Source organism: Wolbachia endosymbiont (group A) of Volucella bombylans (assembly GCF_964026965.1).
Lineage (GTDB): Bacteria > Pseudomonadota > Alphaproteobacteria > Rickettsiales > Anaplasmataceae > Wolbachia > Wolbachia pipientis.
On the sequence record NZ_OZ034717.1, the window covers coordinates 984,232 to 997,468 of the forward strand.

13 protein-coding genes and 1 pseudogene are annotated in these 13,237 nt (G+C 36.2%); 4 read left to right on the plus strand and 10 right to left on the minus strand.

Annotated features, from left to right (window positions below; all coding sequences use genetic code 11):
* Positions 1 to 6 precede the first annotated feature (6 nt).
* The 5 genes from AAGD51_RS04965 to pgsA all read right to left on the minus strand — a co-directional run bounded on the left by AAGD51_RS04965 (position 7) and on the right by pgsA (position 4,064).
* Positions 7 to 903: a M23 family metallopeptidase gene (locus tag AAGD51_RS04965; RefSeq protein ID WP_006280004.1), complete on the minus strand. Its 897-nt coding sequence runs from the start codon at positions 901 to 903 to the stop codon at positions 7 to 9.
* A 3-nt stretch (positions 904 to 906) separates the two neighbouring features.
* Positions 907 to 1,641, minus strand: coding sequence for a YebC/PmpR family DNA-binding transcriptional regulator (locus tag AAGD51_RS04970; protein WP_006280005.1), 735 nt, complete (start codon positions 1,639 to 1,641; stop codon positions 907 to 909).
* 59 nt (positions 1,642 to 1,700) lie between these two features.
* On the minus strand, positions 1,701 to 2,408 hold the full coding sequence (locus AAGD51_RS04975) for an outer membrane protein assembly factor BamD (RefSeq protein WP_236514973.1): 708 nt from the start codon (positions 2,406 to 2,408) through the stop codon (positions 1,701 to 1,703).
* Between the two features lie 60 nt (positions 2,409 to 2,468).
* Positions 2,469 to 3,410, minus strand: a complete 942-nt coding sequence (locus tag AAGD51_RS04980; protein ID WP_236514974.1) for a hypothetical protein — start codon at positions 3,408 to 3,410, stop codon at positions 2,469 to 2,471.
* A gap of 111 nt (positions 3,411 to 3,521) precedes the next feature.
* Entirely contained in the window at positions 3,522 to 4,064 is a 543-nt protein-coding gene (gene pgsA, locus AAGD51_RS04985; protein ID WP_077188089.1) for a CDP-diacylglycerol--glycerol-3-phosphate 3-phosphatidyltransferase, read from the minus strand.
* Positions 4,065 to 4,198: 134 nt separating this feature from the next.
* Here pgsA and AAGD51_RS04990 point away from each other — a divergent pair, with 134 nt between their 5' ends.
* The gene (locus tag AAGD51_RS04990) at positions 4,199 to 5,521 is read left to right on the plus strand and encodes a malic enzyme-like NAD(P)-binding protein (protein ID WP_077188090.1); all 1,323 of its coding nucleotides are present in this window, start codon (positions 4,199 to 4,201) and stop codon (positions 5,519 to 5,521) included.
* Positions 5,522 to 5,673: 152 nt separating this feature from the next.
* Positions 5,674 to 7,056, plus strand: a complete 1,383-nt coding sequence (locus AAGD51_RS04995) for an IS66-like element ISWen3 family transposase (RefSeq protein ID WP_341810389.1) — start codon at positions 5,674 to 5,676, stop codon at positions 7,054 to 7,056.
* Here the strand turns inward: AAGD51_RS04995 and AAGD51_RS05000 are convergent.
* Positions 7,053 to 7,934 (minus strand): P44/Msp2 family outer membrane protein, encoded by an 882-nt coding sequence (locus AAGD51_RS05000; RefSeq protein WP_236514976.1) that lies wholly within the window; start codon positions 7,932 to 7,934, stop codon positions 7,053 to 7,055. The two genes, AAGD51_RS04995 and AAGD51_RS05000, sit on opposite strands and share 4 nt — an antisense overlap.
* Before the next feature lie 129 nt (positions 7,935 to 8,063).
* Between AAGD51_RS05000 and AAGD51_RS05005 the strand changes: the two genes are divergently transcribed.
* Positions 8,064 to 8,282, plus strand: coding sequence for a BolA/IbaG family iron-sulfur metabolism protein (locus AAGD51_RS05005; RefSeq protein WP_006280012.1), 219 nt, complete (start codon positions 8,064 to 8,066; stop codon positions 8,280 to 8,282).
* A 15-nt stretch (positions 8,283 to 8,297) separates the two neighbouring features.
* Positions 8,298 to 8,621 (plus strand): Grx4 family monothiol glutaredoxin, encoded by a 324-nt coding sequence (gene grxD, locus AAGD51_RS05010; protein WP_006280013.1) that lies wholly within the window; start codon positions 8,298 to 8,300, stop codon positions 8,619 to 8,621.
* Positions 8,622 to 8,815: 194 nt separating this feature from the next.
* On the opposite strand, the gene fumC is transcribed toward grxD, so the two are convergent.
* From fumC to AAGD51_RS07285, 4 genes and pseudogenes are all read right to left on the minus strand, one after another.
* Entirely contained in the window at positions 8,816 to 10,210 is a 1,395-nt protein-coding gene (gene fumC / locus AAGD51_RS05015; protein ID WP_077188081.1) for a class II fumarate hydratase, read from the minus strand.
* Between the two features lie 392 nt (positions 10,211 to 10,602).
* The gene (gene cgtA, locus AAGD51_RS05020) at positions 10,603 to 11,625 is read right to left on the minus strand and encodes an Obg family GTPase CgtA (RefSeq protein WP_006280016.1); all 1,023 of its coding nucleotides are present in this window, start codon (positions 11,623 to 11,625) and stop codon (positions 10,603 to 10,605) included.
* Complete coding sequence (gene eno / locus AAGD51_RS05025) at positions 11,613 to 12,887, minus strand: phosphopyruvate hydratase (RefSeq protein WP_006280017.1); 1,275 nt, start codon at positions 12,885 to 12,887, stop codon at positions 11,613 to 11,615. Before eno ends, cgtA begins: the two co-directional genes overlap by 13 nt.
* A 128-nt stretch (positions 12,888 to 13,015) precedes the next feature.
* Positions 13,016 to 13,132 (minus strand): annotated as a pseudogene (locus AAGD51_RS07285) (WPE palindromic element domain-containing protein); the annotation flags it as partial.
* Positions 13,133 to 13,237 lie beyond the last annotated feature (105 nt).

Below are 13,237 nucleotides of genomic sequence, written 5' to 3' on the forward strand. Positions count from 1 at the left end.
TTGTCTTTAAACTTCTTTTTCACTTGAACCCTCTCTGTTGATCGTTTTATTTATCTTATTTACAAATAGTTTAAACTCTCTTAATTCATGATCAGGCAATTTTACTTCAGTTTTATGCGCTATCGTAAGCGGATCGATGTGTTTGCCGTTATATATAACTTCGTAATGTAAATGAGGTCCTGTTGCAACACCAGTGCTACCAACATAAGCGATGATCTGCCCCTGCTTTACTTTAGAGCCTAACTTTATATCGCCACTAAATCTACTTATATGCGCGTAACAGGTTGAATATTCATTTTTGTGTTTTATTTTGATGTAATTTCCATAGCCACCATTCTTTCCTATATATTCTATCACACCCTCTGCAGCAGCGTATATGGGAGTGCCAAGTTTAGCTGCATAATCCACTCCTTTGTGAAAAGCAATTTTACCGCGAACAGGATGCTTTCTATTGCCAAATTTTGAGGATATGCGATAATCTCCATTTAAAGGATTTGCAAAAATTTCGCCATTTTTTAAGCTTATTCCTTCTTTATTAAAATACCTTTCTTTGCCGTCTTGCGATTTATAATGATATAAACTAATAGCTTTCTTGTTTATTGTCAGTGAAGCATATAAAATTTTTTCTTCAGTCTTCTGATTATTAGGCAATCTCTCAAAAAGAACTTCCAATTTACTCTTCGGCACAATGTCTTTTTTAAAATCAACACCGAAATCTTTATATATGTTGATCAATTTCACCACTGTATTTGGCGCCAACCCTTGCTCAATTCCCGTGGCAAAAAAGGAAGATTTTATGGTACTGGATATTAAAAAAGTCTCTTTACTGTTATCTGGAGTCTTAAGGGCGTGTATATTAAATATTGGTAAAATATAAAACAGTATAAATATAAACAGCTTCATCATTTAAACAGCATCAACAAAAGTAAAATTACCTTCCACATACTGTACATCGTCGTTATCTTCTAGTTCTTCAACCAATGCAGATAATTTATCAATTAACTCTTTATCGCTAATTTCAATCAGATCTTTTGGCTGCCGTGAAAGACGAGCAAGTTCTGGTTCTCCGAATTTTGCATAAAAGGCATCGCGTACTTTACCAAAATCTTTTATTTCACAAGTTATAACGTGTAATCCTTCTTTGTCATTTTCCTCAACATTCAATACTTCTAATTCGATTCCATGACTGAATAAATCATCAAAATTCACACCCTCTGCTTTATAGACAATTAAACCTACATGATCAAAAAGGTAACTAACACTTCCTGTTTCTCCCAAGTTTCCACCCTTGCGAGAAAATATATAACGTACCTCAGAAGCAGTACGGTTGCGGTTATTAGTCAAGGCATGGACAATGAGTGCAGTGCCAGAAGGCCCATGACCTTCATATTGTATTTCCTCGTAATTTTCTCCAGCAACGTTACCAGTTGCATTTTTTATTGCTGTTTCTATTTTATCTTTTGGTAGATTTTCCTTGCGTGCAGCAAATATAGCAGAGCGAAGGCGCGGGTTGAGTTCGGGTAGCCCTTGCTTTGCAGCAACTGCTATTTCTCTGATCAGCTTCGTAAATTTTTGAGAGCGCTTTGCATCCTGAGCGCCTTTCCGATGTTTTATATTTGAAAATTGTGAATGACCAGCCATATTCAAATAGTTAAAAACCTAATTATATATCAAAGCATAGAAAAAGCTAAAGCAAATTTTCAAGCCTCTGGCTTGGCATCTTGCAGGTTTTCTGCTAATAACATACTTTCATACTGCTCAACTTCTAAGTCAAGGCCAAGAGCTGAATGGGCTGCTATTAAATAGTTAATAGACTTAGAAAAATATTTAGAATCTTTATAGCTTGCTATATTCTGGAAACGCTTAATTGCTGCTAAATATTCACCACGCTTCAAGTAAAATTTACCGATAGAATACTCTTTTGTTGATATATGTTCTGTGATTAGCTTTGCTTTTTCCTTTATCTCGCCTACATATTCGCTGCCTGGAAAGAGATTAATGTATTCTGTAGCCAGCTCTAAAGTTTTATATGCAGTTTGCTGTCCAAGTTGCACTTTATTAATTTGCATGTAATAAGATAATACTCTTAAGTAGTATACATATGGTAAATCTTCACCATTTGAATAAACATATATATAATCAGCCATATCACTTGCAGCACTGCTATAGTTACCCATATTATAGTGAGAGACCCCAGATAATAATTTTGCTTTCATTGCCCAATAAGAAAAAGGATACAAATCCTCTATCTTATGAAATGCCCTAATAGCTTGTTTATATTTTTTCTGGTCAAAAAGTTCAACTGCTTCTTCATATAGTTCAGTTTCAGTTTTTTCAAGATCATCCGCATACGATTGTGTAAAGGAGCAAATTAGGAAAATAAAGCACGTGATTAAAGTCTTATACATAAGATTTTTTTCGATCAAAATAAAGTATAGACCTAAATATTACTTAAATAAATAAATTTCTTAGGCAATAGACGGCCCTTCTTCTTTATAACTACGGTCAGAACTACCTGCATTTCTTGATTCACCTCGTCCTTCCACTTTTGGATCTTTCAGCGTCTTACTGTAGGAATGTATAGTTAAGACCTGTACAGCCATAAAAATTGCAATACCTATCAAGCCTAAAGTAGGTCCAACAGCAGGATTTAAGGACGATGCTAATGCTATTAACATTATCCTTCTTATTAAAAATACAGAAGAACCAGCAAGCGCCAATCCGGCTACAGATATATTGCTAGTTTTCTTGCTAGATTTCTCATCAAGATCAGACTTTTCTGTTTCCTTTTTCTTATTTTTTTCATGCTTATCAATATAAGAAACAAGAGTTGCAAGAAAAGCAATTGCATTGGCAAGAAATAAAATTGCATCCTCTGCTGCTTCAAGTGAAGATGTTTCACCCATTATCATACCTACAATAACCAGTGCAGTTGTTATAGCCTCAATATAGATCAAACACTGACCTATATCAGAAATATTGTGCTCTTTTTCCTTTACTTCCTCTCCATTTTCAATAATCTCCAACTCTCGTTCTTTTTGTGCTATCTTCCTATTATTGTAAATTAAATATAGCGTACAAATAAGAGATAAGACTGTAAAAGGTAATATAGTGTGGCTTAGCGCGCCACTTATCACGCCAAGTAATACCTGATCGCTATATGTTTTTTCCAGTTCAATCGCCATCAGCAATGTAAATGGGACCATTGTTGCCAATGATGCACATTTTCTATATAGCTCTCTTTTTTTTAGTGCTAATAGTTCTTGTTCTAGCCTTTCTCTTTTGACTTCTTTATCAACTGTTGGCCAAAAATCCCAAAAAAACTCTTCTAATGGTTCAAAATCTCTTTTTTTCTTATTCTTTCCTGGAACCTTTTTAGTAGAAGAAAATTTGCCACTAGGTATTTTCATAATATTAACCTAATTAGTTGTAAGTTAATACAATTATACACCTTTTTGCTTTCTGAGTCAATATCACTAAGATATTAACTACTCTTGTCTATTAACTATTTCCTAGGAGATTTAACCAATCTGTTTGATGCCGGCTAGGATATAATTATAGCCTGACCACATAGTTATAATAGCTGCAACCCATAAACAAATCGCACCTGTATATTGAATCATATAATAATCGTTCATTATTAGCGCTACTACAGCAACCATCTGCAAAAATGTTTTAATTTTTCCAGCTTTGCTTACAGGTAGACTAACATTTGTAGCTATCAGAAACTCCCGTAAACCCGAGACTAATATCTCCCGACAGATGATGATAATCGATGGTACTATTGTAAAATCATTTATCTTATGCTTATAAACTAGCATAATTATCGTTGAAACCACTATTAATTTGTCAGCAATTGGATCAAATAGCTTGCCAAACTTTGATTGGACTTTCCACGCACGCGCCAGGTAACCATCAAAAAAATCCGTAATGCACGCAAACACAAAGATTGATATTGTTATCAGGCCTGCATATTTATTTTCTATATAAAAACTTAATATTATTGCTGGTATTGCAAGTGCACGAGAAATTGTAAGCAAATTAGGCACGTTTTTTTTAAGCATGTAATATCATCTTACGTAATAGGTAAACTTATACAGAAGTACAACAGAGTTCACAAGTTAATAGTTTACAATTGAACATTTATAAAAACTCCATATACTTAAAAAATACAAGCTTAAAATATAAGGATGTAATGATGAACGATGATTTAGATAGTACCACAAAACAAGAAGCGCTTAAGTATCACAGCAGAGGTGGTAACCCTGGTAAAATTTCAATCATGCCAACAAAACCTTTATCTACCCAGTATGATTTGTCACTTGCTTATTCCCCTGGTGTTGCAGCTCCGTGCCTTGAAATAGCTAAAAATCCTGAGGTTGTTTATGATTATACAGCAAAAAGCAACTGTGTTGCTGTCATTTCAAATGGCACTGCAGTGCTTGGACTTGGTAATATCGGTCCTCTTGCTGCAAAACCTGTCATGGAAGGCAAAGCTGTTTTATTTAAGCGTTTTGCTGATATTGATGCAGTTGATATAGAAGTTGGTACAGAAAATATAGAAGATTTCATCAATGCAGTAAGGTATCTTGGGCCAAGTTGGGGGGGGATAAATTTAGAAGATATAAGATCTCCCGATTGTTTTATAATAGAGAAACGCCTGAATGAACTGATGGATATTCCAGTGTTCCATGATGACCAGCATGGAACTGCGGTGGTTGTTGCAGCTGGCATAGAAAATGCTCTTGATATTGTTGAAAAGAAATTAGAGGACGTTAAGATCATTATGAATGGTGCTGGAGCAGCCGGTATTGCATGTTTAGAAATACTAAAGTCCATGGGCGCTAAAAATATAGTGCTGTGTGATAAGCAAGGAGTAATATACAAAGGTAGAAACGAGGATATGAATGAGTGGAAGGAAAAGTATGCAATTGATACTTCCGAACGTTCTCTACTTGATACAATAAAAGGCGCTGATGTATTCATCGGACTATCTGCAAAAGATGTGTTAAATGAAGAGATGTTAAAGAGTATGGGCAAAGACCCGATTATTTTTGCTCTTGCCAATCCCGATCCAGAAGTAAGGCCTGAGTTTGCAAAATCTGTGAGGCCAGATGCAATAATTGCAACTGGTAGGTCAGATTACAACAACCAAGTCAACAACGTAATGGGTTTTCCTTATATATTTAGAGGGGCACTTGATGTACATGCAACAACAATAAATGATGAAATGAAAATTGCAGCTGCAGATGCAATAGCAAAGCTTGCCCGTGAGCCAGTACCAGGTGAGATATCTGCAGTCTATGGCGGTCGTAAAATGGGCTATGGACGTGAATATATAATACCTACTCCATTTGACCCAAGATTAATTTCTATAGTAGCTCCTGCTGTTGCAAAAGCCGCAGTTGATTCAGGTGTTGCAAGAAAGGCAATACAAGATTGGAGTAAATATGAAAATCAATTAAAATCTCGTCTTTCTAATGTTCTCAGCACGCTGAATTTACTATCTTCACATATGTAATTTATTGGATAAAGTTAAAAGTGATAAACCAACCCAAACTCTAAGCCATATATGCCAAACCTATTGGTAATGGTGTATCCGTTCAGCGGAGTGGCAGAATAAGGTAGACAAGGTGATCTAAAAAGATAATCATAGAGCAAAAGTGAAATAATATGGTAAACCTTTTAGAACTTTGCAAAAATTTACAGCAAAAAATAGAAAGGTTAGAAGCAAAAATAGAAAGATTGGAAAAAGAGAATGAAAGTTTAAAAGCAGAAAATAAGGCTTTAAAGATAGAAAATGCTGAGTTAAGAGAAAGACTCGGTTTAAGCTCAAAAAATTCATCAATACCAAGTTCCAAAGAGTTGTATAAAATAAAAAAGAATAAGCCGAAAAGCGAAAGGAATATTGGCGGTCAGGTTGGTCATAAAGGAAGTTTTCGCGCCAACATGGATGCAGATAAAGTAGTAAAGATAGAGTTGCCTAATACTTGCGAATGCGGAGGAGAAATTGCAATATGTGAAAAACCATATATTCATCAGAAAGTTGATCTTCCAGAAATCAAGCCTTATGTAGTGGAATATCAGTTAGAACATGGCCGTTGTCGGAGATGCGGAAAGAGAAGAAGTAGCAAGTTACCGGAAGGTGTTACGCCAGATACATTTGGTCCAAGGGTTAAGTCAATAATTGCAGCGTTCAGCGGATTCTACAAAAATTCAAAACGCGAAATAGCGAGTGTCGTAAATGATATCTTCAATTTGAACATAAGCGTCGGTAGCATATCAAATAGTGAACATAGAGTTGCTTCAAAATGCAAAAAAATGTATGAGCAGATCGAACAAGAGATAAGTAGGAGTAAAGTTCTACATATTGATGAAACGAGCCATTATAACAAAGGTAAACTCGCTTGGTGTTGGATGTTTGCAAGCAATACGGCAAGTTTTGTAAAATTTACAGAGTCAAGAGGAATGAAAGTTTTACAAAATAGTAAATTCTGCAATCGCAATAGCTTGGTAATAACTGACAGGTATGCAGCATACAATTATTTTGCCGATAAAAACAGGCAAATCTGTTGGGCACATTTATCAAGAGATTTTGAAAGATTAGCACATAGTTGGAATATTGAAGTTAAAGTTCTGGGTTGTTACTTGAGAAACGTGGCCACTGAATTATTTGCACTAAAAAAAGCTTTACTAAAAAGTGAGATAGATGTTTTGAGGTTTGTCAGACGTGCCAGAAAATTAAGAAAACGTACAAAGTATTACTTGAAGGAGATATCTCGTTTACCTGAAGCAATTGGAGCCTCTCGAGTTGCAAAAAATGTTCTGAGATCTGAAAGAATGATGTGGAAATTTTTAGATGACCCAGAAAATATTCCGCTGACAAATAACCACGCTGAACGGCAAATTCGGCATTATGTCGTTTATCGCAAAAACTCATATTTTACACAATCAAAGCGGGGAAATACATTCCTTGAGCGGATAATTTCATTATACTTAACTTGGAAACAAAGGAGTCTCAATCCTTTCCAAAATCTCCTATCTATTGTTTCTTAAACCACTCTCCTGAACGGATACGTAATGGTTGCAGTTGTTGATTCAACACGTGCAGTTTCATCAACTTTACTTCCTCCACCGGCAGGAATATATCCTTCACCAGCTAGTATCTTTATTCCTGGTACAATATCTTTAAATTGGTTATCAAGGATACCAAAATAGCGTAAACCAGCAAATGCTTGAGTTTGTGCTGTAAGTTGGTGATTGATACCAAGTTTTGCTTGGTAAGCCAAGGCATATCTGGTTTTTCCTAGAAATTTAACCCTAGTTACACCTGCACCAATACCAACATATGGGGTGAATGGCATTTTTGCTATATTAAAATCACGATATACATTGACCATTCCAGCTAAGTTATTAAAACCTTCATTTTTCATCTTAAATGCAGCTCTGAACTCTGCTTCAACACTACAATTTTCTTGAATGTGAATATCAACCTTTCCACTTCTCCAAGGTGAATTGCATTCCGCTCCAGTAGACGCATCATTGTGACGAAGAAGTTCAATATATCTTGCTTTTTTCTTATCTGAATAATCTTCATCATATAAGTTAGTCTGAGAATATAAGCCTTCAAACTCAACTCTCATATTTTTGAATAAATACCCTATTGCAGCACTACCGGCAAACCCTGGAACATATTTAGGACTGTATCCAGCTTCAATTCGCTCCTTCTTATTAAAACTAAAAACCCCCTCTGTTATATTGTCACCTGCATCTTCTTTTCCTTCTAGAGAACCTATTGCATTGAAGAATGCTCCAAAATAGTTAGCTTTGATGTAAACATTCTCTAAGTTATTTATTTTATCATCGTAAGATAAGCACCTAAATGAAAAAGTTAGCAAAACCAATAGATATGTGAATTTAAATCTTTCGCCCACCACAAAGCCTCCCTGCATAACTTGTCATTCCATTATTATAGTATGCTTCTATTTTTTATGATAGCAACTTTTTATTGCGCTCAATCGTTTTAGATTTATAATGAAAGTATTGTAATTTAAAGCAAATCAATGACTATTGCAATTCACGAATTAGAGAGAATCATCAAACAATCGTTCCCCGACGCTGATATAAAGATTCATGATCTTGCTGGAGATGATGACCATTATCATTTAAAAATAAACTCCAAGTGTTTTCTTGGAAAGACAAAAATAGAACAGCATAAAATGGTATATAAAGCTCTGGAAGGTCAGTCTATACACGCCTTGCAACTGGAAACTAATACTTAAAAATAAGGTGAATTTATGAGCAATTTTGAACAAATAAAAAAAGATATAACAGAAAATGATGTGGTATTGTATATGAAAGGCACTTCTGATTTTCCTCAATGCGGATTCTCTGGACTCGTCGTGTCAATCCTAAAAAAATTGAACGTGAAGTTTAAGTATATTAACGTGTTGGAGAATGATGAAATACGTGAATCTATAAAAAAGTTTTCTGATTGGCCAACAATTCCACAATTATATATAAAGGAAGAGTTTATTGGTGGTTGCGACATCACTCGCGAGATGTACGAAAAAGGCGAACTGCAAAGTTTATTGAAGGAAAAAAAAATTATTGCGGAATAAGTACCAAGAAACCAGTGCCCAGACGCTGGATAACGTAGTATAGCTATGAAAAAGGATCTTATGTCTTAAGCCGTATCCGTTCAGGGGAGCGGCAAAATAAGGTAGACAAAGCAAGATAATAATGTTGATGTTAACACTATTGTCAAGTTTACTGGCCTTTCTATTAGTGAGATTGAAGAATTAAGTGTGAGCGGTTACAAATAATTTACCATTTCTTCTGGTTTCACTATCCTTTCAAACTCTTCCTCAGTGAGCAGTTGAAGTTTTGCTGCTGCTTCTTTTAGAGTGATATTTTCTTTATAAGCAAGCTTCGCTATTTTTGCTGCATTGTCGTACCCTATATGCGTATTTAATATAGTGACCAACATCAACGACTGATTCAGTAAATCTTTTATCCTCTCTTCATTTGCTTTAATACCAACTACACATTTTTCTGTAAAATTTAAACTTGCGTCAGCTAAAAGTCTTATAGACTGCAAAACATTGTAAATTATCACTGGCTTAAACACATTCAATTCAAAATGACCGTTTGAACCACTAATGGTTACAGCAACATGATTTCCCATAACTTGAGTGCATACCATAGTCACCGCTTCACACTGAGTTGGATTCACTTTACCTGGCATAATTGAAGAACCAGGCTCATTTTCCGGTAACATTATTTCCCCAATTCCGCATCTTGGACCAGAACCAAGCAACCTTATATCATTTGCAATTTTCATTAAACTGACTGCTACTGTATTGAGTGTTCCACTGAGCTCAACTAAAGCATCATTTGCTGCTAGCGCTTCAAATTTATTGCCTGCTGAAGTAAATGGAAGGTTAGTAATTTCTGCAACTTGGCTTGAAAAATCTTCAGCAAAACCCTTTTTAGTATTGAGTCCCGTGCCAACTGCAGTGCCACCTTGTGCAAGCTCATATATATCACTTAAAGTTGATTTTACTCTCTCTATCCCCTTTTTAATCTGGACTGCATAGCCAGAGAACTCCTGTCCTAGTGTTAGGGGCGTTGCATCTTGCAGATGAGTACGTCCTACTTTTATTATATCTTTAAATTCCTGAACCTTATTATCCAGCACCTTATGCAATTTTTCAAGATTTGGAATAAGCAAGCGGTTTATCTGGTCTGCTGCTGCTATATGCATTGCTGTTGGAAAGGTGTCATTTGACGACTGACCATAATTCACATGATCATTTGGATGTATTGGAGATTTACTACCCAAATTACCACCTAAAATCTCTATTGCACGATTGCTGATCACTTCATTCATATTCATATTAGTCTGCGTTCCGGATCCGGTTTGCCAAACAACAAGCGGAAATTCATTATTAAATTTGCCATCTATTACTTCCCTCGCGGCTGTGCAAATTGCGTCCCCTACCCTATCATCTATAACACCATGTTTCATATTAACACGCGCTGCTGCAAGTTTTACTATTGCTAATGCTTTAATCAGAGGCTCTGGCATTTTTTCTGTGCCAATCTTAAAATTTTCTAAAGAACGCTGAGTCTGCGCTCCCCAGTAATGTTCACTTGGTACTTTTACTTCCCCTAAGCTGTCTGATTCTATTCTCGTCTTTCTATCCATATTTTCCTCCTGGTGTTATGCAAACTGGTTCACTACATAATTTTTTCATGCCTACTTCTTGGTTAATTAAATCATACTAGATCCAAGTAGTCAAGTGTACGAACATTGCAATTTTCAGGTAACTTGCATGGTAGATGCAAGTAGCTGACACTGATTCACTTTATGATGGTGTCATTCCAGTCTGGAATCCAGCCTTTTCATAATCATCAAAACGTTGTATTTTAACATAAAACGGCTACTTTTATGCTTACCAACTTAATAAAATTCCTGGATCCCAGTGTCTGGGCACTGGGATGACACCCTTCTGGTGGACTCAAATCACGATGTTTGCACAGCTGTACGCTTAGTTCTGGTTGCACGCTACCATTCTTGTACATCCATAAATAGAAAATTTACGCTTTAAAAGGATCATATACATCGATTTCCTTAGAATTACTCTTTTTCAATTTTTCACTTAATAATCTTAAAATAGGCTGTAAATCACCATTAATTGATAAGCACAGCACTTCTTTATTGAGATAATTAGCTAGGTGATTCTTCTTTTCCAGAATTTCTGCTTCCCTCAATAAGTCGCATTTGTTTAATACTACAATCTCTTCTTTTTCAACAAGATCACTATTGTAAAGTTCCAATTCATTATGGATACAACTATAAGCCGAAACAACGTCATCGTGAGTTACATCGATTAAATGAAGTAAAATTTGACACCTTTCTATGTGCTTTAAAAATTTATGCCCGAGCCCAACTCCAAGGTGAGCATCAGTAATTATTCCAGGAATATCTGCTATTACAACTTCGCTATCATCCACTTTTACCATGCCTAAATGAGGTCTTACGGTGGTAAATGGATAATCGCCTACTTTTGTATCGGAATTTGAGCAGCGAGTCAAAAATTTTGATTTACCTGCGTTTGGCATGCCAATAATTCCAACATCTGATAAAACTTTTAGTTTTAATAATACATGTTTTTCTTCGCCAGGCTGACCGTAAGTAAAATGTCTTGGTGCCTTATTAGTAGAAGATTTAAAATTAGTATTTCCAAGTCCACCTTTTCCACCCTGTGCTACTTGAAATTCCATACCAGGCTTGTCAAGGTCTACTATTATCTCTTCACTTTCTTCATCAATTATTTGTGCACCGACTGGAACTTTAAGTATAACGTCTTTCCCTGCTGTGCCAGATCTATCCCTGCCTGCACCATTTTTTCCACTATCTGCTTTAATGTGTCTTCTATAACGAAAATGAAGCAAAGTGTTGAGATTAGCGTCGCTGATGAAAACTATGTTTCCACCCTTTCCTCCATTACCACCATTTGGACCACCAAATTCAACGAACTTTTCTCGACGAAAACTTGCACAGCCATCACCACCGTCACCAGCTTTTAAACACAATTTTACTTCGTCTATAAAACCCATGCTAACCCACGATAATATTTAGCATCCTTTCCTAATGCGCTTTCTATTCTGATTAGCTCGTTATACTTCGCGAGTCTATCAGAACGCGATAGCGACCCGGTTTTTATTTGCCCGCAATTTGATGCAACTGCTATGTGGGATATTGTTGTGTCTTCTGTTTCACCTGAGCGATGAGAAATAACAGCTTTATAGCCATTTGATTTTGCCATTTCAATAGCAGCAAAAGTTTCTGTTAACGTCCCTATTTGATTTGGCTTGATCAGTACAGCATTTGCCATTTTTTCCTCTATTCCTTTGCATATCAGTTCACAATTTGTAACAAACAAATCATCCCCAACCAATTGAATTTTACTCCCCAATTTTGCAGTAAGTAATTTCCAACCTTCATAGTCGTCTTCACTCATTGCATCTTCTATAGAAATTATTGGATATCTTTCCACAAGATTACAATAATATTCAGTCAACTCTTCTGAAGTAAGATCTCTGTGTTCAAATTTGTAAATTCCATCTTCATAAAAAGTAGATGAAGCAACATCAAGGCCTAGTGCAAAATCACTTTGCGCTGAATAACCTGCTGATTCTATAGCGTATATGATCAAGTCAAGTGCTTCTTCAGTACTTTCAATATTTGGTGCAAAACCACCTTCATCTCCTACGTTTGTGCTATAACCTTTTTTCTTAAGAATGCTACGTAAGTTGTGGAACACCTCCGCAGACATTCTGATTGCTTCACTGAAAGTCTCAGCCCCGACCGGAAGAATCATGAATTCTTGGAAATCGAGCTTATTGTCTGCATGTACTCCACCATTAATTATGTTAATGAGTGGAACCGGCATAACACTCATCTGCTCTCCTCCCAAATATCTGTAGAGCGGCATATTGAAGCTGTTTGCTGCTGCTTTTGCAACCGCAAGAGACACACCCAAAGTTGCATTTGCTCCAAGTTTAGATTTATTTTTTGTTCCATCCAGTTCAATTAATGCTTTATCAATTGCATTTTGGTCCGCTGCATTCATTCCAAAGATTTCATCTGCTATTATCCCATTTACAGCTTGAACAGCTTTCAGCACTCCCTTACCACAATACCTTTTCTCATCTTGGTCCCTGAGTTCCAAGGCTTCTAATTTACCAGTTGAAGCTCCAGAAGGTACAGATGCTCTACCTATTACTCCATCACAGAGTTCAATTTCCACCTCAACAGTAGGGTAACCCCTGCTATCTAAAATTTCTCTTGCAAATACATTGTTGATTATCTTATTCATTACATTAACCCTTTACTAGATTCACAATTGTGTGCACGGAACGTTCTGTCTCGGAAGATGTTATCCCAGCGCTGTAACATTTCAGTGTATGAACATTGCAATATACAGGTAATTTGAGTAGCGGATGGTGTCATGCAAGTAGCTGACACTGGAATCCAGCTTTTACTATACAGCCACCTGGTGTGCTCATTTACGATTAAGTTTTCTGGATCCCAGTGTCTGGGCACTGGGATGACATCATTCTTAGTGGAAGTTACCCCCATATCACAACGTTCGTACAGTTGTGTGCTTCGACACTGGGATCCAGCCTTATTACACAATTTTATCATATAAATCCTCCCAGTCCGGAT

Coding starts and splice junctions, on each gene's coding strand:
- AAGD51_RS04965 (WP_006280004.1), bottom strand. CDS start 903: ATGAAGCTGTTTATATTTATACTGTTTTATATTTTACCAATATTTAAT.
- AAGD51_RS04970 (WP_006280005.1), bottom strand. CDS start 1,641: ATGGCTGGTCATTCACAATTTTCAAATATAAAACATCGGAAAGGCGCT.
- AAGD51_RS04975 (WP_236514973.1), bottom strand. CDS start 2,408: ATGTATAAGACTTTAATCACGTGCTTTATTTTCCTAATTTGCTCCTTT.
- AAGD51_RS04980 (WP_236514974.1), bottom strand. CDS start 3,410: ATGAAAATACCTAGTGGCAAATTTTCTTCTACTAAAAAGGTTCCAGGA.
- pgsA (WP_077188089.1), bottom strand. CDS start 4,064: ATGCTTAAAAAAAACGTGCCTAATTTGCTTACAATTTCTCGTGCACTT.
- AAGD51_RS04990 (WP_077188090.1), top strand. CDS start 4,199: ATGAACGATGATTTAGATAGTACCACAAAACAAGAAGCGCTTAAGTAT.
- AAGD51_RS04995 (WP_341810389.1), top strand. CDS start 5,674: ATGGTAAACCTTTTAGAACTTTGCAAAAATTTACAGCAAAAAATAGAA.
- AAGD51_RS05005 (WP_006280012.1), top strand. CDS start 8,064: ATGACTATTGCAATTCACGAATTAGAGAGAATCATCAAACAATCGTTC.
- grxD (WP_006280013.1), top strand. CDS start 8,298: ATGAGCAATTTTGAACAAATAAAAAAAGATATAACAGAAAATGATGTG.
- fumC (WP_077188081.1), bottom strand. CDS start 10,210: ATGGATAGAAAGACGAGAATAGAATCAGACAGCTTAGGGGAAGTAAAA.
- cgtA (WP_006280016.1), bottom strand. CDS start 11,625: ATGGGTTTTATAGACGAAGTAAAATTGTGTTTAAAAGCTGGTGACGGT.
- eno (WP_006280017.1), bottom strand. CDS start 12,887: ATGAATAAGATAATCAACAATGTATTTGCAAGAGAAATTTTAGATAGC.